The 18762-nt window shown below is 70.9% G+C and carries 18 protein-coding genes and 1 tRNA gene; 14 read left to right on the forward strand and 5 right to left on the reverse strand.

Annotated elements, in window-relative coordinates:
- Positions 1-46: 46 nt before the first annotated feature.
- Positions 47-628: a 5-formyltetrahydrofolate cyclo-ligase gene (locus OG963_RS26560; RefSeq protein ID WP_093930445.1), complete on the reverse strand. Its 582-nt coding sequence runs from the start codon at positions 626-628 to the stop codon at positions 47-49.
- 106 nt (positions 629-734) lie between these two features.
- On the opposite strand from OG963_RS26560, the gene galU reads away from it, so the two are divergent.
- The 9 genes from galU (at position 735) to OG963_RS26605 (ending at position 8555) form a co-directional block, all read left to right on the forward strand.
- Positions 735-1637: a UTP--glucose-1-phosphate uridylyltransferase GalU gene (galU, locus tag OG963_RS26565; protein WP_093776410.1), complete on the forward strand. Its 903-nt coding sequence runs from the start codon at positions 735-737 to the stop codon at positions 1635-1637.
- A 3-nt stretch (positions 1638-1640) separates the two neighbouring features.
- Complete coding sequence (glp, locus tag OG963_RS26570; RefSeq protein ID WP_093776412.1) at positions 1641-2951, forward strand: gephyrin-like molybdotransferase Glp; 1311 nt, start codon at positions 1641-1643, stop codon at positions 2949-2951.
- 124 nt (positions 2952-3075) lie between these two features.
- Positions 3076-3576, forward strand: a complete 501-nt coding sequence (gene moaC / locus OG963_RS26575) for a cyclic pyranopterin monophosphate synthase MoaC (protein ID WP_030926678.1) — start codon at positions 3076-3078, stop codon at positions 3574-3576.
- The gene (locus OG963_RS26580) at positions 3573-4163 is read left to right on the forward strand and encodes a molybdenum cofactor biosynthesis protein B (RefSeq protein ID WP_256223690.1); all 591 of its coding nucleotides are present in this window, start codon (positions 3573-3575) and stop codon (positions 4161-4163) included. The genes moaC and OG963_RS26580 overlap by 4 nt, the downstream gene beginning before the upstream one ends.
- A gap of 17 nt (positions 4164-4180) precedes the next feature.
- The gene (locus tag OG963_RS26585) at positions 4181-4783 is read left to right on the forward strand and encodes a GNAT family N-acetyltransferase (protein ID WP_093776414.1); all 603 of its coding nucleotides are present in this window, start codon (positions 4181-4183) and stop codon (positions 4781-4783) included.
- A 167-nt stretch (positions 4784-4950) separates the two neighbouring features.
- The gene (glpR, locus tag OG963_RS26590) at positions 4951-6123 is read left to right on the forward strand and encodes a gephyrin-like molybdotransferase receptor GlpR (protein ID WP_093776416.1); all 1173 of its coding nucleotides are present in this window, start codon (positions 4951-4953) and stop codon (positions 6121-6123) included.
- A gap of 88 nt (positions 6124-6211) precedes the next feature.
- Positions 6212-6285: transfer RNA gene (locus OG963_RS26595), tRNA-Ala, on the forward strand.
- A gap of 423 nt (positions 6286-6708) precedes the next feature.
- Positions 6709-7494 carry an SAM-dependent methyltransferase gene (locus OG963_RS26600; protein WP_093930395.1) on the forward strand — a complete coding sequence of 262 codons (786 nt, stop codon included), beginning with the start codon at positions 6709-6711 and terminating at the stop codon, positions 7492-7494.
- A 260-nt stretch (positions 7495-7754) separates the two neighbouring features.
- The gene (locus OG963_RS26605; RefSeq protein WP_371799531.1) at positions 7755-8555 is read left to right on the forward strand and encodes an alpha/beta fold hydrolase; all 801 of its coding nucleotides are present in this window, start codon (positions 7755-7757) and stop codon (positions 8553-8555) included.
- 19 nt (positions 8556-8574) lie between these two features.
- On the opposite strand, the gene OG963_RS26610 is transcribed toward OG963_RS26605, so the two are convergent.
- Positions 8575-9060: a GNAT family N-acetyltransferase gene (locus tag OG963_RS26610; protein WP_319739045.1), complete on the reverse strand. Its 486-nt coding sequence runs from the start codon at positions 9058-9060 to the stop codon at positions 8575-8577.
- 50 nt (positions 9061-9110) lie between these two features.
- On the opposite strand from OG963_RS26610, the gene OG963_RS26615 reads away from it, so the two are divergent.
- A complete protein-coding gene (locus OG963_RS26615; RefSeq protein ID WP_093776424.1) occupies positions 9111-9926 on the forward strand; it encodes an exodeoxyribonuclease III in 816 nt (271 codons plus the stop codon).
- On the opposite strand, the gene OG963_RS26620 is transcribed toward OG963_RS26615, so the two are convergent.
- Entirely contained in the window at positions 9916-10197 is a 282-nt protein-coding gene (locus OG963_RS26620; protein ID WP_319739047.1) for a DUF2087 domain-containing protein, read from the reverse strand. The two genes, OG963_RS26615 and OG963_RS26620, sit on opposite strands and share 11 nt — an antisense overlap.
- 77 nt (positions 10198-10274) lie before the next feature.
- The gene (locus tag OG963_RS26625; RefSeq protein WP_030926698.1) at positions 10275-10937 is read right to left on the reverse strand and encodes a MerR family transcriptional regulator; all 663 of its coding nucleotides are present in this window, start codon (positions 10935-10937) and stop codon (positions 10275-10277) included.
- Positions 10938-11105: 168 nt separating this feature from the next.
- Here OG963_RS26625 and OG963_RS26630 point away from each other — a divergent pair, with 168 nt between their 5' ends.
- The 4 genes from OG963_RS26630 (at position 11106) to OG963_RS26645 (ending at position 14779) form a co-directional block, all read left to right on the forward strand.
- On the forward strand, positions 11106-12641 hold the full coding sequence (locus OG963_RS26630; protein ID WP_093776428.1) for an NAD(P)/FAD-dependent oxidoreductase: 1536 nt from the start codon (positions 11106-11108) through the stop codon (positions 12639-12641).
- Positions 12638-13582: an alpha/beta fold hydrolase gene (locus OG963_RS26635; RefSeq protein ID WP_093776430.1), complete on the forward strand. Its 945-nt coding sequence runs from the start codon at positions 12638-12640 to the stop codon at positions 13580-13582. Before OG963_RS26630 ends, OG963_RS26635 begins: the two co-directional genes overlap by 4 nt.
- Positions 13579-14499: an SDR family oxidoreductase gene (locus OG963_RS26640; protein WP_093930391.1), complete on the forward strand. Its 921-nt coding sequence runs from the start codon at positions 13579-13581 to the stop codon at positions 14497-14499. Before OG963_RS26635 ends, OG963_RS26640 begins: the two co-directional genes overlap by 4 nt.
- Before the next feature lie 85 nt (positions 14500-14584).
- Positions 14585-14779, forward strand: a complete 195-nt coding sequence (locus OG963_RS26645; protein ID WP_093776434.1) for a hypothetical protein — start codon at positions 14585-14587, stop codon at positions 14777-14779.
- A 583-nt stretch (positions 14780-15362) separates the two neighbouring features.
- Here OG963_RS26645 and OG963_RS26650 read toward each other — a convergent pair.
- Positions 15363-18641 carry a S41 family peptidase gene (locus OG963_RS26650; protein WP_093776436.1) on the reverse strand — a complete coding sequence of 1093 codons (3279 nt, stop codon included), beginning with the start codon at positions 18639-18641 and terminating at the stop codon, positions 15363-15365.
- Between the last annotated feature and the right edge of the window lie 121 nt (positions 18642-18762).

Raw genomic sequence — 18762 nt, forward strand, 5'->3', positions numbered from 1 at the left:
CGAGCCGTCACAGGAGGACGGCGGCCCGGTGCGGTTCCGGCCGGGCTCAGACGGTGAAGCGCCGCGCTCCGGCCGGTGTCACCACGGCGTCCACGGGGTGGTCGTGCGGTTCCACGGGAACCTGCGCGACCACCTCGTTGTCGTAGAGGAGGACGACCAGCGCGGGATGCGCCCCGGCCGCCGCGAGCCGGGCCAGCACCCGGTCGTACGAACCTCCGCCGCGGCCGAGCCGCATCCCGCGCCCGTCCACCGCGAGGCCCGGCAGCAGGACCGCGTCCGCCTCCAGGACGGCGTCCGGACCCAGCCGCGGACCGTCCGGCTCCAGCAGCCCGCGGGCCGCCGGTACGAGGCCGTCGCCACCCTCGTACGCGGCCCAGTCCAGATCGTTGTCCGAGAGGAGCACCGGCAGCAGCACGCGCACCCCCCGCGCGCGAAGCGCGTCCAGCAGTGCACGGGTGCCCGGCTCGCGCCCCACCGAGACATAGGCGGCGACGGTGCGGGCCTCGGCCAACTCCGGAAGATTTACTGCACCGCGGGACAGAACCATCGCGGCGTTGTCGACGTCTTCCCTGCTCAGGAGGGATCGCGCGGCAAGCAGGTCACGCCGCAGGGAGCCCTTTTCGGGCATGTCGGTGTTCAACGGGCACCTGTGCATCTCTTGTATGTGCATATATGAGTACAAAGTTAACCGGATGCTCATCTTCCGCCCATGGGTACCGGTTATGGTTGCGCGCATGACTCAGTCGCACCCCAGGATCAGCAAGGCTGTCATCCCGGCCGCGGGGCTCGGTACCCGCTTCCTGCCGGCCACCAAAGCCACTCCCAAAGAGATGCTGCCTGTCGTCGACAAGCCCGCGATCCAGTATGTCGTCGAAGAAGCGGTGGCGGCCGGCCTCTCCGACGTACTCATGATCACAGGACGCAACAAGCGCCCCCTCGAGGACCACTTCGACCGCAACTACGAGCTGGAGTCCGCGCTCACCCGCAAGGGAGACGCCGACCGGCTCCGGAAGGTCCAGGAGTCGAGTGACCTCGCCACCATGCACTACGTCCGCCAGGGCGACCCGCGCGGCCTCGGCCACGCCGTGCTGTGCGCCGCGCCGCACGTCGGCGACCAGCCGTTCGCGGTCCTGCTCGGTGACGACCTGATCGACCCGCGCGACCCGCTGCTCGCACGGATGGTGGAGGTCCAGGAGCGCGAGGGCGGCAGCGTCGTCGCGCTGATGGAGGTCGAGCCGGAACAGATCCATCTGTACGGCTGCGCGGCCGTCGACGCCACCACGGACGGCGATGTCGTCAGGGTCTCCGGGCTGGTCGAGAAGCCCGATGCGGCGGACGCGCCCAGCAACCTCGCGATCATCGGCCGCTATGTCCTCGACCCCGCCGTCTTCGACATACTGCGCAGGACCGAGCCGGGCCGCGGGGGCGAGATCCAGCTCACCGACGCCCTGCAGCTGCTCGCCGAGGACGAGAAGATCGGCGGCCCCGTGCACGGTGTCGTCTTCAAGGGCCGCCGGTATGACACCGGTGACCGCAGCGACTACCTCCGCGCCATTGTCAGACTCGCGTGCGAACGTGAAGATCTGGGTCCGGACTTCAGGACCTGGCTCCGCAGTTTCGTCACCGAGGAGATGTAGCACTTGAGCAACCCGATCTGGTCGGTGGACGAGCACCTGGAGGACATCCTCGCCGCGGTGCGGCCGCTCGAACCCATCGAGCTCCAACTGCCCGAGGCCCAGGGCTGTGTCCTCGTCGAGGACGTCATGGTGGAGATCGCCCTGCCGCCCTTCGACAACAGCTCGATGGACGGTTACGCGGTCCGCACCGCCGATCTCGAGGGCGCCAGCGAGGAGTTCCCCGCCGTGCTCACCGTCATCGGTGACGTCGCGGCAGGCAGCGACGGACTCTCCGGCGACCAGACCGTCGGCCCCGGCGAGGCCGCCCGCATCATGACCGGCGCCCCGCTGCCGGCCGGTGCGGAGGCTGTCGTGCCGGTCGAGTGGACCGACGGCGGTACGGGTGGCGGCCCGGCGGACACCATGCGCGCCCACAGCCACGCCCCGCAGGACGCGGGCGGAGAGGTCCGCGTCCACCGGCCCGTCGCGGCCCGCGCCCATGTCCGGGCCCGCGGCAGCGATGTGCAGCCCGGCGATCTGGCCCTGCGGGCCGGTTCGGTCATCGGGCCGCCGCAGATCGGGCTGCTCGCCGCGATCGGCCGCTCCACCGTGAAGGTGCGGCCCAGGCCGCGTGTCGTGGTCATCTCCACCGGCAGCGAACTGGTGCAACCCGGTGAGGAACTGGCAGGCGGTCAGATCTACGACTCGAACAGCTTCGCGCTGACTGCTGCCGCGCGCGACGCGGGAGCCATCTCCTACCGGGTCGGCGCCGTCACCGACGACGCCGACATGCTCCGCGCCACGATCGAGGACCAGCTGATCCGCGCCGACATCGTCGTCACCACGGGCGGCGTCAGCGTCGGCGCGTACGACGTGGTCAAGGAGGCCCTGTCCGCTGTCGGCGACGCGGACGAGCCGGGCAGCGGCATCGAGTTCCGCAAGCTCGCCATGCAGCCGGGCAAGCCGCAGGGCTTCGGCTCGATCGGCCCCGAACACACCCCGCTGCTGGCTCTGCCGGGCAACCCCGTCTCGTCGTACGTCTCGTTCGAGCTGTTCGTGCGGCCCGCGATCCGCGCGCTGATGGGCCTGAAGGACGTGAACCGCCCGACGGTCCGCGCCACGCTGAAGACCGACAGCACACTCGGCTCACCGTCCGGCAAGCGCCAGTTCCTGCGCGGCAGGTACGACGCCGAGGAGGGCACCGTCACCCCCGTCGGCGGCTCCGGATCGCATCTGATCGCCGCCCTCGCCCAGGCGGACGCGCTGATCGTGCTGCCCGAGGACGTCACCTCCGCGGAGCCCGGCACGGTCACCGAGGTGATCCTGCTCCGCTGAACGGGACCCGGTGGCGGTACGGTGTCTGCCGCTGTGCCTTACCGGGGGACTCCCCCCGGACCCCCGACCGCACCTTGGTGCGGACCGAGCGGGCAACCGGCGCCCTACCGCTAGGCGGAGTCCAGTGAGTACGCAGAACAGGCTGACGCATCTCGACGAGGCGGGTGCGGCCAGGATGGTCGACGTGTCCGAGAAGGACGTCACCGCGCGTGTCGCCCGCGCCAGCGGCCGGGTCCTCGTCTCGCCGCGCGTCGTCGAACTGCTGCGCGGCGAGGGAGTTCCCAAGGGCGACGCCCTCGCCACCGCCCGTATCGCCGGGATCATGGGCGCCAAGCGCACTCCCGAGCTGATCCCGCTCTGTCACCCGCTCGCCGTCTCCGGCGTGAAGGTCGACCTGAGCGTCGCCGACGACGCGGTGGAGATCCTCGCCACGGTGAAGACGACGGACCGCACCGGCGTCGAGATGGAGGCCCTGACGGCCGTCTCGGTCGCCGCGCTCACCGTGATCGACATGATCAAGGCGGTCGACAAGAGCGCGGTCATCACGGACGTCCGGGTCGAGTCGAAGTCCGGCGGCAAGTCCGGCGACTACCGTCGCTCGGTGCCGAAGGGAGCGGACGCATGACGGCGCCCGAGGCTGCGGCGTCGGGCGGCGGGCATGCGGGGTCGCTTCCGGAGCCGCACGCACCGGGCGCGCCCCTCGACGGATCGCCGCCCGCCCCCCGTACCGCGCTCGTCGTGACCGCGTCGAACCGTGCCGCGGCCGGTGTCTACGCCGACCGGGGCGGCCCCCTGATCGTCGAGGCGCTCGCCGGGCTCGGCTTCGCCGTCGACGGGCCGCAGGTCGTCCCCGACGGCGACCCCGTCGAGCAGGCCCTGCGGGCCGGGGTGGCCGCCGCGTACGACGTCATCGTCACCACCGGCGGTACGGGTATCTCACCGACCGACCGGACCCCCGAGGCCACTCGTCGTGTCCTCGACCACGAGATCCCCGGCATCCCCGAGGCGATCCGTGCCGAGGGCCGCGACAAGGTCCCCACGGCCGCGCTCTCCCGTGGTCTCGCCGGAGTCGCCGTCCGCACCCTCGTCGTGAACCTGCCGGGCTCCACCGGCGGGGTGCGCGACGGCCTCGCCGTCCTCGAACGCCTTCTGGTGCACGCCGTCGATCAGCTCCGCGGCGGCGACCACCCCCGACCCGGGAGCCCGAGCTGAACGTCCCGACCTGGCCGGTGATCCTGACCGACGGCGCGATCGCCCTCCGGCCGATAAAGCTGCGCGACCAGCGTGAGTGGCGGGAGGTCAACCGGCGCAACCGCGACTGGCTCCGCCCCTGGGAGGCGACCGTCCCACCGCCCGGCCCGGGCGGTCCGGTGGCCCGTCGCCCCACCTACCGTCAGATGGTCCGCCATCTGCGCTCCGAGGCGAACGCCGGCCGGATGCTGCCCTTCGCCATCGAGTACGAGGGGCGTCTGGTAGGGCAGTTGACGGTCGCCGGGATCACCTGGGGATCGATGTGCTCGGGCCATATCGGCTACTGGGTGGACCAGGATGTGGCGGGTCGCGGTGTCATGCCGACCGCGGTCGCTCTCGCCGTCGATCACTGCTTCCGGTCCGTCGGCCTGCACCGCATCGAGGTCTGCATTCGCCCCGAGAACGCGCCCAGCCGAAGAGTCGTGGAGAAACTCGGATTCCGCGAGGAAGGGCTGCGTCCACGGTATCTCCACATCGACGGTGCCTGGCGGGACCATCTGATCTTCGCGCTCACCGCGGAGGAGGTGCCCGACGGGCTGCTCCGGCGCTGGCACCAGGCACGACCCGGAACGCCGCGCTAAATAAAATGAATGTTCGAAATTGATCGCTGTGTGACTGCTAACGAACGCGCAAACGCCGACTGTTGATCCGAACAATCACAAAAAAAGTCCTTGATATCAGCCAGATCGTGCGACACACCGGGCCAATTGGCGGATGCCTCCGTGCAAACCCCTCTACGGTGTGAGACGTGAGCAGCAGCGGCCTCATCTATGCAGTCATCGTCGGGGCCTGGGCCGCCTACTTGGTGCCGATGTGGCTCCGCAGGCAGGACGAGCTCAATGAAGCCCGCCCGACGGAACGCTTCAGCACCGCCATCCGGCTGCTGTCCGGACGGGCGGCGATGGAGCGCCGGTACGCCAAGGAACTGCGGGAGCGCACCACCGAGGAGGCGGCACCCGACGCCGAGCCGGACGTGGACACGGACCGAGTGGATTCCGTGGACGTCCGGGCCTTCGCCGCGCCTCCGGCGCATACGGAAGCCCGTGTGCACGACCCGGTGCGCGCACCGGAGCGGGCGGCCTCCACGGCGCAGGGGTCCCAGGGTTCCCAGGAGCGGCAGGCCCAGGAGGGATCGGCACACGCGTCCGTGCCCGTACCCACGCGGCGCGCGCGCCCCGGTGGAATCGATGCGGAACGCGCCCGGCGCGCCCAGCGCTCGCAGGTGCTGGCGCGCCGACGGCGCACCACCTCGGTCCTCTTCCTCGCCTTCACCCTCGGCGCGGTCGTCGCGGCGGTCGGCGGCCTCCACTTCCTGTGGGCGCCCGCGGTGCCTGCCGTGCTGCTGAGCACGTACATCGTGCATCTGCGCGCGCAGGAACGGCGCAGGTTCGCCTTCACCATGGACCGGCGCAGGGCGGAGGTGGCCGCGCAGCACCTGCGCGAGAACCGCCACCGCAGGCACCAGCCCGCGGCCACGGCTCCCGCCGAGCCCGACGAGGAGCCCGAAACGCGCCACCCCGAGCCCGAGCCCGCCCCCACGGTCTCCCCGCAGGAAGCGGGCCGCCGCGCGCTGGTCGAGCAGACGGACCACGCGGAGTGGGTCGACCAGCAGCGTGAACGCGGCCGGGCCCAGGGCGACAGCTGGGAGCCCGTCCCGGTCCCGCTGCCGACCTACGTCACCGCGCCCGTGGCTCCGCGCGCCACGGGCGGCGTCGAGGTCGGCAACCCGGAGACCTGGAGCGCGGCCCGCTCCAGTACCGCCGAACCGGCGCAGCCGGGCACCACGACCCCCACGGCGCCCCCCGTGGACCCGGCCCCGCGCCAGCGCACCAACCAGTCCCGCCGGACCCGCGACCGTGGCCGGACCCCGCTCTTCGACCAGTACGAGGACGGCGACCGGCCCCGCGCCGCCAACGAGTGAGACCCGCTGCGGAGCCGACCCGGCTGACCAGCGGGGGAGCGGATTTCCGAGCACCGCTCCGAGGATGCTAGAGTTTCACTCGTTGCAAGGGCCTGTGGCGCAGTCTGGTAGCGCACCTCGTTCGCATCGAGGGGGTCTGGGGTTCAAATCCCCACAGGTCCACCGCAGCTCAGAGCCCCTGCCGGGGAAACCCGGTAGGGGCTCTTTGGCGTCGTACAGCAGCGATGCAGAGCGACTCCTTCCGATCCTGTGCACCGAGGCGGACCGTCGCAGCAGCCGACCGCGCGGCGAAGGCCGGGTCGAAGTCCCGCGGCTCGGTCGGGGTTCCGTGACGGTCCAGATCCTGTAGTTGCAAGGAGCTCCCGGCCGACGGTGATACCGGCGGGGCCCGCAACTCGCGGCTCGTCACGGCCACCGCCGGCCAGGCTCCGGCCTCGGCCGGTCGCGGGGAGAACAGTGGTCCGTACAACGGTCGAACTCCGCGTCGCCTAGGCTGTTTTCGATCGTCCCGCTCAGCAGGTGCTTTTCTCGCGGCGGGACGAGCCGCAGTTCCCTGCCCGCGTTTCCCGTACGGAGGAGCGTCCTGTGACGGCCGGCCCGCTCAACCCCCAGATCGACACCAGCAAACCCCATCCGGCGCGCGTCTACGACTGGCTGCTCGGCGGCAAGGACAATTACCCGGTCGATCAGGCGGTCGGGGAGAAGCTGCCCCCGGAGGCGCGGGCCAACGCGGCCCGGAACCGGGCCTTCATGCACCGGGCCTCCGCCTGGCTGGCGCACCGGGGCGTCGACCAGTTCCTCGACGTCGGTACCGGCATTCCCACCTCGCCGAACCTGCACCAGATAGTCCAGGCGATCACGCCCACGGCCCGGATCGTCTACGCGGACAACGACCCCATCGTCCTGCGTCATGCGGAGGCGCTGCTCGTCAGCAACCCCGAGGGCGCCACCGACTACATCCACGCGGATGTCAGGCAGCCGCAGCTGATCCTCGACCGAGCCCGTGAGCTGCTGGACTTCGACAGGCCCATTGCCCTGTCGCTGATCGCGCTCATGCACTTCCTGCCCGACGACCAGGAGCCGTACGACATCACCCGCACCCTGGTGGACGCCCTGCCGTCGGGCAGCTATCTGGTCCTGTCGCACGGTACGGCCGACCAGCATCCGGAGCTGCGCGTCGAGACCGAGGCCGCGTACAAGAAGGGCGCCATCGCGCTGCGGATGCGTACACGCAGTGAGGTCGAGCCGTTCTTCGACGGTCTGGAACTCGTCGCGCCCGGGCTGGTGCCGGCCGCGGAGTGGTACCAGGAGGAGCCGGCTCCGGAGAACGAACGGAGCGGTTTCTACGTGGGTGTTGCGCGCGTGAAGTGAGCGGGACAGGCGGTGTCGACGCTCTCCGGCGCCGGTCATGATTCTGTGTCATGTGCCGGCCGGAGGCGGAGGACGCGCTCCGGCGGACGTGCCCGGACCGACTTCTCGGCGCGGCCGCACAGCGGTTCGTCGTGGCCGTCGAACGGGGGTGGCCGCCTGGACGCCGTCGAAGCGGATGCCGACCACGTGATGGCCGGGAGCCGGGTACGGTCCGGGGTGATCGCAGGGGCGTAAGGAACGGCAGACCCGGGGGGATCGGCATGGAGTTCAGCACGAAGAGCGGTACCACCCTCGCGTACGACGACCGGGGGCCGTCCGACGGTCCGGTCGTCGTTCTCGTCCACGGCCATCCGTTCAACCGGACGATGTGGAACCCGCAGGCCGAAGCGGTGGAGCGGGCCGGTCACCGGGTGATCGTGCCGGATCTGCGCGGATACGGGGAGAGCACCGTCGTGCCGGGCCGAACCCTGTTCGCGGACTTCGCCGACGACATCGCCGCTCTCCTCGACCACCTCGGTGTCGAACGGGCCGTGGTCGCCGGGCTGTCCATGGGCGGACAGATCGCCATGGAATTCCACCGCCTGCACCGCGCCCGGGTCTCGGCGCTGGTCCTCGCCGACACCTCCCCGGTCGCCGAGACCGAGGACGGAAAGATCTTCCGCAACCGGATGGCCGACCGGCTGCTCGCCGAGGGCCTGGACGGATACGCGGACGAGGTGATCGACAAGATGATCGCCCCGTACAACGTCACCGGGCTGCCGGACGTCGCCGCGCACGTCCTCACCATGATGCGTACGACCGCTCCCGAAGGGGCTGCGGCTGCTCTGCGGGGCCGGGCCGAGCGGCCCGACTACCGGGAGTCGCTCGCCGGGGTCGAGGTGCCGGTGCTGATCGTCGTGGGCGCAGACGACACGTACACGCCGGTCGCGGACGCCGAGGCCATGCAGCGGCTGATTCCGCAGTCCTCGCTCGTCGTCGTCGACCGCGCCGGACACCTGCCGAACCTGGAGCAGCCGGAGCGGTTCGACGCGGCGCTGCTCGGGTTCCTCGGAAGGCTCTAGACCGGGACAGCGGCCTGGATCAGGCCTCCTGGAGCGGTTTGGCGAAGCAGAGGCTGCTCTCGTACGTGCGGTAGTAGCCGAACTTCTCGCACGGGGTGTAGCCGCTGGAGGTGTACAGCGCGATGGCCTCCGGCTGCTGGTTGCCGGTCTCCAGCACCATCCGGATGCGGCCCGCTGCCCGTGCGTCCGCTTCGAGGGCGGCGAGGATACGGCGGGCCAGGCCCTGTCCGCGGCCCTCCCGGGTCACGAACATCCGCTTGAGCTCGGCGTCGCCGTCCGAGTAGCCCTCGTCGTTCCGGTCCTGCGAGCGCCAGCCGCCGGTGGCGACCGGCGCGTCCGACTCGTCGTAGGCGAGCAGATACAGGCCGTGCGGCGGCCGGAACATCGACGGGTCGAGCGGTGTGACATCGCCCTCGTCCCCGTAGCGCTCGGCGTACTCGAGCTGCACCTCGTCGTTGAGTTTGACGGCGTCGGGGTGGTCGAAGGACCGTGGCTGGATATACATGCGGAATATGGTACATGTATGCGGCATCCGGTAGTCGGTATGGTGCCGGGATGCTCACCGTGACCAGCGTAAATGTGAACGGGCTCCGCGCCGCCGCGAAGAAGGGCTTCATCGAGTGGCTGGCGCAGACCGATGCCGATGTGATCTGCCTGCAGGAGGTGCGGGCCGAGCCGCAGCAGCTCGCCGCCGAGGTGCGTGAGCCCGACGGCTGGCACGCCGTGCACGCACCCGCCGCCGCCAAGGGGCGGGCCGGGGTCTCGCTCTACACGCGCCGGGCGCCGGAGCGGGTGCAGATCGGGTTCGGCGGGTTCGGGGACGCCGGGAGCGAGGAGTTCGTCGACAGCGGCCGGTACGTCGAGGTCGACCTGCCCGGTGTGACGGTGGCGAGCCTGTACCTGCCGTCCGGTGAGGTCGGCACGGAGCGGCAGGACGAGAAGGAGCGCTTCATGGGCGCCTTCCTGTCGTACCTCAAGGGGCTCAAGGTGCGGGCCGCGGCCGACGGCCGTGAGGTGCTGGTGTGCGGCGACTGGAACATCGCCCACCAGGAGGCCGACCTGAAGAACTGGAAGGGCAACAAGAAGAACTCCGGCTTCCTGCCGGAGGAGCGGGAGTGGCTGACCCGGGTCTTCGACGAGGCCGCCTACGTCGATGTGGTGCGGGCGCTCCACCCCGACGAGGAGGGGCCGTACTCCTGGTGGTCCTACCGGGGGCGGGCCTTCGACAACGACACCGGCTGGCGCATCGACTACCAGGTGGCGACGCCCGGTCTCGCCGGGCGTGCGGTGAAGGCATGGGTCGAGCGGGCCGCCACGCATGCCGAGCGATGGAGCGACCACGCACCGGTGACGGCCGTCTTCAACCTGTGAGGGTGCGGCGGTAGCTGCTGCCGTCCTTGGGGCGGGTCAGCAGGCCCGCCACCACGAGATAGCGGCGCAGCGCCGAGTAGTCGTCGTGCACCGTCAGCAGCGCCTCGTTGACCTCGCGCTCGCTGTAGGTGCGGTCCGGCTCGAACAGCGTGCGGGCGAGGTGGACGAGCAGCTGTTCGCGGCGGGCCGGCTTGCGGGGGATCGCGGTCAGCCGACCGCGGGAGAACAGGGCGGCCACCCCGTGCGAACTGCTCGGATCGTTGTCAGGCATGGGCGGAAGCCTGGCGCACGGGACGGGTGCGGGCAACGCAATTTCGGGCGACGGATCCGAGGGTGACGGTTCGAGGGCTACGTCTCCGGCGTCTTCGTCTCCGAGGGCTTCGGCCCGGTGCCGTCGTCGCGGCGCAGCCTGCGGTCGAAGGCCATCGAGAGTTCCGCGTCCACCACCGCGCGGGCGAGCGGGCGGAGTTGGGTGGGTTCGGCCTCGGTGGAGTGGGACCGCATCACCCCGACGAAGAGTTCGGCGAGCGCGTCCGCGTGTTCGCGGACCCGGCGGCCCGCCGAGAGCACGGTGGAGAGCGGCACCCCTTCCCGTACCAGCTCCGCAGACACCTCCAGGAGGCGGCGGCTGATGTGCACGATCTCGTCGCCGTCGGTGGCGAGATAGCCGAGGTCCAGAGCGGTGGCGAGGTTCTCGGGGGTGACCTCGCCCTCGAAGTAGTCCGCGAGCTGTTCGGGCGTGAGGCGGACCGGGGTCTCCTCGGTCGGTTCGCCCAGCCCGAGCACCTCGGCGACATCGCGGCCGCTCTCGAACGTCCGGGCCAGATCGGCGATTCCGGTGAGGGTGTGGCCGCGCTCCAGCAGGCCGGCGATCGTCCTCAGTCGCGCCAGGTGGTGGTCGTCGTACCAGGCGATGCGCCCCTCCCGGCGCGGTGGCGCGATCAGCCCGCGCTCCCGGTAGAAGCGCACGGTCCGTACGGGGATGCCGGCCTCCCTGGCCAGCTCCTCCATGCGGTATTCGCGGTGCTCGCGTCCTTCAGCCACAACGGCACCCTATGTTGTACCGTCGGTAACTTTCCCTTGCCCGACCCCTACCCATCGGTACGGAGCTGCTCTACTCTCCCCACAATGCCAGTGATTGCTGGCAGAGTCGTGTGACGTACCGCGGGAGGCGGCAGCATGGCCCAGCACGAGCACGTACGAGTGGCGGTGATCGGATCCGGATTCGGGGGCCTGGGGGCCGCGGTCCGGCTGCGCCGCGAAGGCATCACCGACTTCGTCGTCCTGGAGCGAGCCGACTCCGTCGGTGGCACCTGGCGCGACAACAGTTATCCGGGCTGTGCCTGCGACGTACCGTCCCACCTCTACTCGTTCTCGTTCGCCCCCAACCCGGAGTGGCCGCGCACCTTCTCCGGGCAGGAGCACATACGGGCCTACCTGGAGCGCGTCGCCGACACCTTCGGGCTGCGTCCGCACATCAGGCTGGGTCACGAAGTGACGATGATGCGGTGGGACGGCGACGAGCTGAACTGGACGATCGAGTCCGCGAACGGGACCACGATCGTCGCCGATGTCGTCGTCTCCGCGACCGGCCCGCTCTCCGACCCCAAGATGCCGGACATCCCCGGTCTCGCCGACTTCCCCGGCAAGGTCTTCCACTCGGCCCGCTGGGACCACGACTACGACCTGACCGGCAAGCGCGTCGCCATGATCGGCACCGGTGCCTCCGCCATCCAGATCGTGCCGGCGATCCAGCCGAAGGCCGGGAAGCTGACGTTGTTCCAGCGCACCCCGCCGTGGGTCATGCCGCGCATGGACCGCAGCATCAGTGGTGCCGAGCGGTGGCTGCACCGCACGCTGCCGTTCACCGGTGCCGCGCGCCGCGGACTGCTGTGGGGCATACGGGAGTTGCAGGTCGGCGCCTTCACCAAGCACCCGAACGAGCTCGGTCTCGTCGAGAGGATGGCCAAGTCCAACATCGCCCGGGCGATCAAGGATCCGGCGCTGCGGGCCAAGCTGACCCCCTCGTACCGCATCGGCTGCAAGCGGATCCTGCTCTCCAGCACCTACTACCCGGCTCTCGCCCAGTCCAATGTGGATGTGGTCGCCTCCGGGCTGACGGAGGTGCGCGGCTCCACCGTCGTCGCCGCCGACGGCACGGAGACCGAGGTCGACGTGATCATCTTCGGCACCGGCTTCCATGTGACGGACATGCCGATCGCCGACCGGGTCGTCGGCGCGGAAGGCATCACGCTCGCCGAGTCCTGGAAGGACGGCATGCAGTCGCTGCGTGGCGCCACCGCCGCGGGCTTCCCCAACTGGATGACCATCATCGGCCCCAACACGGGGCTGGGTAACTCCTCCATGATCCTGATGATCGAGTCCCAGCTGAACTACATGGCGGACTACCTGCGCCAGCTGAACGTCCTGGGCGGACGGGTCGCGCTCGGCGCGCGGAGGTCGGCGGTCGGTATGTGGAACCGGCGGGTCCAGGAGCGGATGAAGCGGACCGTCTGGAACACCGGTGGCTGCACCAGCTGGTATCTGGACGCCAACGGGCGCAACACCACGGTCTGGCCCGGAACGACGGGTGAATTCCGCCGGGCGACACGGACGGTGGACCTCGGGGAGTACGAGGTCATCCGGCCTCGGAAGGCTGATGCCGCCGAGACCGTCGTCGGCCGGGAGTCCGTCGCCGAGGAGGTCGCGCGATGAGCCGGCTGCTGCGACGCGAGGACGCCCCGCCGGTGCCCGTGCGCGAACTGACCGCCGTCTCCGCCGACGGCTCCCGCATCCACGTCGAGGTGTACGGGCCGGACGACGCCCCCGCAGTGGTGCTGGCGCACGGCTGGACCTGCAACACCCACTTCTGGGCCGCGCAGATCCGGGACCTGTCGGTGGACCACCGGGTCGTCGCCTACGACCAGCGCGGACACGGGCGAACGCCCGTCGTCGGTCCCGAGGGGTACAGCACCGACGCGCTCGCCGACGACCTCGAGGCGGTGCTCGCCGCCGCTCTCGCCCCGGGCGAGAAGGCGGTGCTCGCCGGGCACTCCATGGGCGGCATGACGCTGATGGCCGCCTCGCGTCGGGCCGGGCTGCGTGAGCACGCGGCGGCCGTACTGCTGTGCAGCACCGGCAGTTCGCGGCTGATCGACGAGTCGCTCGTCGTGCCGATGCGGGCCGGTACCGTCCGGACCCGGATGACCCGCGCGATCCTCGGGGCGCGGGCCCCGCTCGGGCCGGTCACACCTGTCTCCAAGCGGATTCTCAAGTACGCGACGATGGGCCCCGGTTCGGCGCCGGAGCGAGTCGAGTCCTGTGCCAGGATCGTGCACGCCTGTCCGAGGGCGTCCCGGGTCGCCTGGGGGCATGTGCTCGCTGAGCTCGATCTCGATTCGGGGGTACGGGAGTTGCGGGTGCCCACGGCTGTGATCGCCGGCACGGAGGATCGGTTGACGCCGCCGGTCCACGCCCGCGCCCTCGCGGCCGCGCTGCCCGACTGTCTGGGACTGACCGAGCTGGCGGGCATGGGCCACATGACACCGGTGGAGGCGCCGGAGGCCGTCACCGCGAAGATCCGGGAACTGGTCGCCGGGTATGTCACCCCTGTCGCCGGCACGGTCGGTGACAGTGTTGAGGAGGAGGTCGTATGAGCGGCAGGCGCAGTCTCGAAGGACAGGTCGTGGTCGTCACCGGCGCGGCGCGCGGCGTGGGCGAGCTGCTGGCCCGCAAGCTCTCGGCGCGCGGTGCGAAGCTGGCGCTGGTCGGCCTGGAGCCGGACGAGCTGAAGAAGGTCTCCGAGCGGCTGCACGCGGAGAGCGACCACTGGTACGCGGACGTCACCGACCATGTGGCGATGGCGCAGGTCGCGCAGGAGGTGAAGGAGCGGTTCGGCAAGGTCGATGTCGTCGTCGCCAATGCGGGGGTCGCCTCGGGCGGGCCGTTCGTCGACTCCGACCCGGAGTCGTGGCGGCGGGTCATCGAGGTCAACCTGATCGGCGGCGCGGTGACGGGGCGGGCGTTCCTGCCCGTACTGATGGAGAGCCGCGGCTACTTCTTGCAGATCGCTTCGCTCGCCGCGATCACCCCGGCGCCGATGATGACCGCGTACTGCGCGTCGAAGTCGGGCGTGGAGGCGTTCGCCCACAGCCTGCGGGCGGAGGTCGGGTACCGGGGGGTGAAGGTGGGCGTCGGCTATCTGTCCTGGACGGACACCGATATGGTGCGGGGCGCCGACGAGGACGACGTGATGCGGGAGTTGCGGCAGCGGCTGCCCTGGCCGGCGAATCGTACGTATCCGCTGGGCCCGGCGATCGACCGGATCGTCGCCGGCATCGAACGGCGTTCCGCGCATGTGTACGCGCAGTGGTGGCTGCGGGGCATGCAGTCGGTACGGGGCTACCTGCCGGCGGTCATCGGGGTGGTCGGGCAGCGCGAGATGAAACGGTTCGGGCCGCGGCTGGAGGGCGTGAGCAAGGGGCTCGTGGGGGCCGGGGGCGCGGCGGACGAGAGCGCGCGGGGCGCGGGAGGAGCGGGTGGCGCGCGGGGTGCGGGCACTCAGCGTGACTGATCGAAATGCGTGGGATGTCCTGCCGTGTAAGTCTGGTCGAGGCCCTTACGGACCACCCCCAAGCACCCCACTAGGAGTGAACAGCATGGGTATCGCAGACCAGTTCAAGGACAAGGCGCAGGAGCTCGCCGACCAGGCGAAGAAGAACGTCGGCGACAAGAAGGGCGACGCGCGGCAGCGGTCGTCGTCCGAGGCGTCGGAGCGCGGTCGTGACAGGTCCCAGAACACGTCGCGGAACGCGGCGCGGGGCACGCACGACCGGATCGACGACGAGTCTTGACTTGATCGTTGGTGACCTGCGCGGAGGCGTGGGTTGAGGCTTCGCGCGGATGAGGGGCGCGCCCGGGAGACCGGGCGCGCCTTTCGCGTGCGTGGGGGTTCTCCTTTCCCACCCCGCCCCTTTCGAGAATCCGGGGGCAAGCCCCCGCGGCCCCTTGTCCGCAATCGCCGGACGGGCTCGTAGGGCCGTCGGCGGACGGTTTCACCAGTTGCCGTCGGGGCGTGGTCCACAAGTGGCTCTCACTGGAGGGGGCTTACGAGCTGCCGTCGGCGGGCGGCGCTCACGAGCTGCTGTCGGTGCAAGAGTTGACGGGTTGCCGTCGGCGGACGGGCTCACGCGTTGCCGTCGCCGGGTGTGCCCACAAGTTGCCGTCGCTGGACATGGCTCGCGAGCTGTCGTCGGTGGACGGGCTCACAAGTTGCGGTCAGCGGACGGGACTCATGGCTCGCCGTTGTCGGGCGGGGCTCGGGAATTGCCATCGGCGTGGGGACACACTCGCGCGCGGTCACCCTCGTAGCGGGCGCGGGTGATCAGCCCGTCCGGTGATCGAGGACAAGTCGTGGAGCCGGGCCCCCGCGCCGAGTCACCTCGGGGGCAGGGGTGGGCGTGCCCGGTCCGGGACCGCGTCGTACGTGGGCGGCGTGGCGGCAGGCCGGGTCTTCAGGAGGTCCAGGGCCACGTGCACCGCGTCGTCCAGCACCGCGTGACGGCCCTCCGCCCAGTCCAGCGGGGTGCGCAGGGCTTCCAGATCCGGTTCCACACCCCGGTTCTCCACCGACCAGCCGTACGCGTCGAACCAGGCCGCATTCATCGGCACCGTGATCACCGTGCCGTCGATCAGCCGGTGCCGGCCGGTCATGCCGACCACGCCGCCCCACGTCCGCTGACCCACGACCGGGCCCAGCTCCAGCAGGCGGAACGCGGCGGTGATCATGTCGCCGTCGGAGGATGTCGCCTCGTCGGCGAGGGCCACCACCGGGCCCCGAGGGGCGTTGGAGGCGTACGAGACCGGCTGGGCGTTGCGGGTCAGGTCCCAGCCGAGGATCGTGCGGGTCAGTTTCTCGACCACCAGCTCGCTGATGTGGCCGCCCGCATTGCCGCGTACGTCGACGATCAGGGCGGGGCGGGAGACCTCCAGGCGCAGGTCCCGGTTGAACTGGGCCCAGCCCGAGCCGCCCATGTCGGGGATGTGCAGGTAGCCGCACTTGCCGCCGCTCAGTTCGCGTACGACTTCGCGGCGTTTGGCCACCCAGTCCTGGTAGCGCAGCGGCCGCTCGTCGATCAGGGGCACGATCGCGACGCGGCGCGCGGGGCCCTCGCCCTCGGCGGGCTGGAAGGTGAGTTCGACCGTGGTGCCGCCCGCCGCGGAGAGGAGGGGGTAGGGGCCCGCGACGGGGCAGACCGGGCGACCGTCGACATGGGTGAGGACCGCGCCCTCCCGGATTCCGGTGCCGGCGAGCGGTGAACGGGCCTTGGAGTCCGAGGAGTCGCCGGGCAGGATCCGCCGGACCACCCAGGCTCCGTCCCGGCACACCAGGTTCGCGCCGAGCAGTCCGATCGGCCGCTGGTAGTGCGGTGGGCCCTCGTTGCGGCGGGCGGGCGCCACGTACGCGTGCGAGGTGCCCAGTTCGCCGAGCACCTCGCGCATCAGGTCGGCGAACTCGTCCGGCGTCGCCACCCGTTCGACCAGCGGCCGGTACTGGTCGAGCACGCCCTCCCAGTCGATGCCGCACATGTCCGGCTCCCAGAAGTAGGCGCGGATGATGCGGCCCGCCTCCCCGAACGCCTGCCGCCATTCCGCCGGTGGGTCGACGTCGTGCAGGATCCGCCGCAGGTCGAGGTAGACCGTCGAGTCGCTGTCGCCGGCCTCGGTGGCCGGTACGGCCCGCAGTTCTCCGTCGTCCATGACGACGAGCCGTGTCGCGTCGCCGCTGACGGCGAACCAGTCGAGATGGCCGACCAGTTCGGTCTTTCTGGCCTTGGTGATGTTGAAGTGTTCGAGGGTGGGGCGACCCGAGGTGTCGGCCGGGTTGACGAACGTCTCGCCGAGCGCGCCGGAGATCGGCCAGCGAAGCCAGACGAGCCCGCCGCCGCTGACCGGATGGAGCTCCGAGTACTTCGACGCGGTGACCGGGAACGGTGTCACCCGGTTCTCCAGCCCCTCGAACTCGACCGTGACCGTGGCCCCTTCGACCGGGGTCGCTTCCGGAGTGTCGACCGGGTCGAGGCCGCCCGCCGCCGGGCGCCCTTCCGGTGAGAGAGCGAACGGGGACGGGGTGGCCGAGGAGAGCGGCACCAGGTACGGGCGGCAGCCGAGCGGGAAGGAGAGGTCGCCGGTGTGGACGTCGTACACCGGGTCGAAGCCGCGCCAGGAGAGGAACGCGAGGTACCGGCCGTCGCCCGTGAACACCGGGTTCTCGTCCTCGAAGCGGCCGTTGGTGACATCGACGATCACCGGCGCGCCGGGCCCCATGATCCGGGCCAGTTTGATCTGCCGCAGCGAGCGGCCGATCCCGGGGTGGGACCAGGTCAGCCAGGCGCCGTCCGGCGAGAACGCCAGATCACGGACGGGGCCGTTGATGGAGCGGATCAGTTCGGTCGGTTCGCCGGTGGACTCCTCGGCGGTCTCCAGGAGCAGCAGGCGGCCGTCGTTCGTCGCGATCGCGAGCTGTTCGCCGTCCGGGTCGGAGGCCAGCTCCTGGACCCGGCCGATCTGCCCGGAGGCCAGCCGACGCGGCTCCCGGGGTCCACTGGCGCGCGGCAGGTAGGCGATCTCGATCGCGTCCACACCGTCCGCGTCCGTGACGTACGCGACCTGGCCCATGCTGCCGAGCATCTCGGGCAGCCGGATCCGGACCCCCGGTGTGTCGGTGATCGTGCGGGCCGGCCCGTCGCGGTGGGTGAGCCAGTACAGACTGCCGCGTACCGCGACGGCGCTCGCGCGGCCCGTCTCGTCCACGGCCAGCGAGTCGACATGGCTGGCGGCCGGCACCTGGTACGTGCGCCGCCCGGCCCGCGGTCCGCCGAGCCGCACCTCCAGCTTCCGCGGCACCGCGTCCGGCGACAGGTCGTCGACCAGCCACACTTCCCCCGCGCACTGGTAGACGACCCGGTGCCCGTCGCTGGAGGCGTGCCGGGCGTAGAACGCGTCGTGGTCGGTGTGGCGGCGAAGATCGCTTCCGTCGTGCAGGCAGGAGTAGAGGTTGCCGACGCCCTCGTGGTCGGAGAGGAACGCGATGCGCCCGCCGACGAACATCGGTGCGTCCAGATGGCCGTCGAGATCGGGCAGCAGCCGCACGCCGTGCAGCCACAGCCGCCCCATCGCCCCGCCCCGGTACCGCTTCCAGGCGGCCGGTTCGTGCGGCGGCGTGCCGGTGAGCAGCAGCGTGCGCCGCTCGCCGTCGATGTCCGCGACCGCGATGTCGGCGACCGGGCCCCAGGGGAGCTTCCCGCCGGGGGAGCCGTCCGTGGGGACGCTGTAGGCCCAGGAGAAGTACGAGAACGGCTGGGCGTGCGAGGACACGGCGAGGATGTGGCACTGCTCGCCGGGGTCGGGCGTCCAGCCGCGGACCCGGGCGTCGGTGGCACCCCAGTAGGTGAGTCGGCGGGCCGGCCCGCCCTCGACCGGGGCGAGATGGATCTCGGGGTCGAGGCTGCGCCAGGTCGTGTAGGCGATACGGGTCCCGTCGGGGGAGAAGCGCGGGTGGCTGACCCGGGTCCGGTCGACGGTCACCCGCCAAGCCCGGCCGGGCCGGTGCCCCTCGGGGACGAGGGGAGCGACCCAGAGGTCGTCCTCGGCCGCGAAGCAGAGCAGGTCCTCGTGGAGGTGCGGGAAACGGAGATACGCGACGTCGTCACTCACCCCCCAATGCTTTCCGCGCGAGAGGGCCCCGGCAACTCGTGGCGCGCCGAGTTGTGGTGCAGCACACAAGCGAAACGATTTAGTTTCGCTGAGTCGGCGAGGGTCGATGTGTACGAAACAG

Source organism: Streptomyces sp. NBC_01707 (assembly GCF_041438805.1).
Classification (GTDB): Bacteria; Actinomycetota; Actinomycetes; order Streptomycetales; family Streptomycetaceae; genus Streptomyces.

Coding starts and splice junctions, on each gene's coding strand:
- OG963_RS26610 (WP_319739045.1), bottom strand. CDS start 9,060: ATGTATATCCAGCCACGGTCCTTCGACCACCCCGACGCCGTCAAACTC.
- OG963_RS26640 (WP_093930391.1), top strand. CDS start 13,579: ATGAGCGGCAGGCGCAGTCTCGAAGGACAGGTCGTGGTCGTCACCGGC.
- OG963_RS26630 (WP_093776428.1), top strand. CDS start 11,106: ATGGCCCAGCACGAGCACGTACGAGTGGCGGTGATCGGATCCGGATTC.
- OG963_RS26560 (WP_093930445.1), bottom strand. CDS start 628: ATGCCCGAAAAGGGCTCCCTGCGGCGTGACCTGCTTGCCGCGCGATCC.
- OG963_RS26615 (WP_093776424.1), top strand. CDS start 9,111: ATGCTCACCGTGACCAGCGTAAATGTGAACGGGCTCCGCGCCGCCGCG.
- OG963_RS26625 (WP_030926698.1), bottom strand. CDS start 10,937: ATGGAGGAGCTGGCCAGGGAGGCCGGCATCCCCGTACGGACCGTGCGC.
- OG963_RS26620 (WP_319739047.1), bottom strand. CDS start 10,197: ATGCCTGACAACGATCCGAGCAGTTCGCACGGGGTGGCCGCCCTGTTC.
- OG963_RS26580 (WP_256223690.1), top strand. CDS start 3,573: ATGACGGCGCCCGAGGCTGCGGCGTCGGGCGGCGGGCATGCGGGGTCG.
- OG963_RS26635 (WP_093776430.1), top strand. CDS start 12,638: ATGAGCCGGCTGCTGCGACGCGAGGACGCCCCGCCGGTGCCCGTGCGC.
- OG963_RS26605 (WP_371799531.1), top strand. CDS start 7,755: ATGGAGTTCAGCACGAAGAGCGGTACCACCCTCGCGTACGACGACCGG.
- OG963_RS26645 (WP_093776434.1), top strand. CDS start 14,585: ATGGGTATCGCAGACCAGTTCAAGGACAAGGCGCAGGAGCTCGCCGAC.
- galU (WP_093776410.1), top strand. CDS start 735: ATGACTCAGTCGCACCCCAGGATCAGCAAGGCTGTCATCCCGGCCGCG.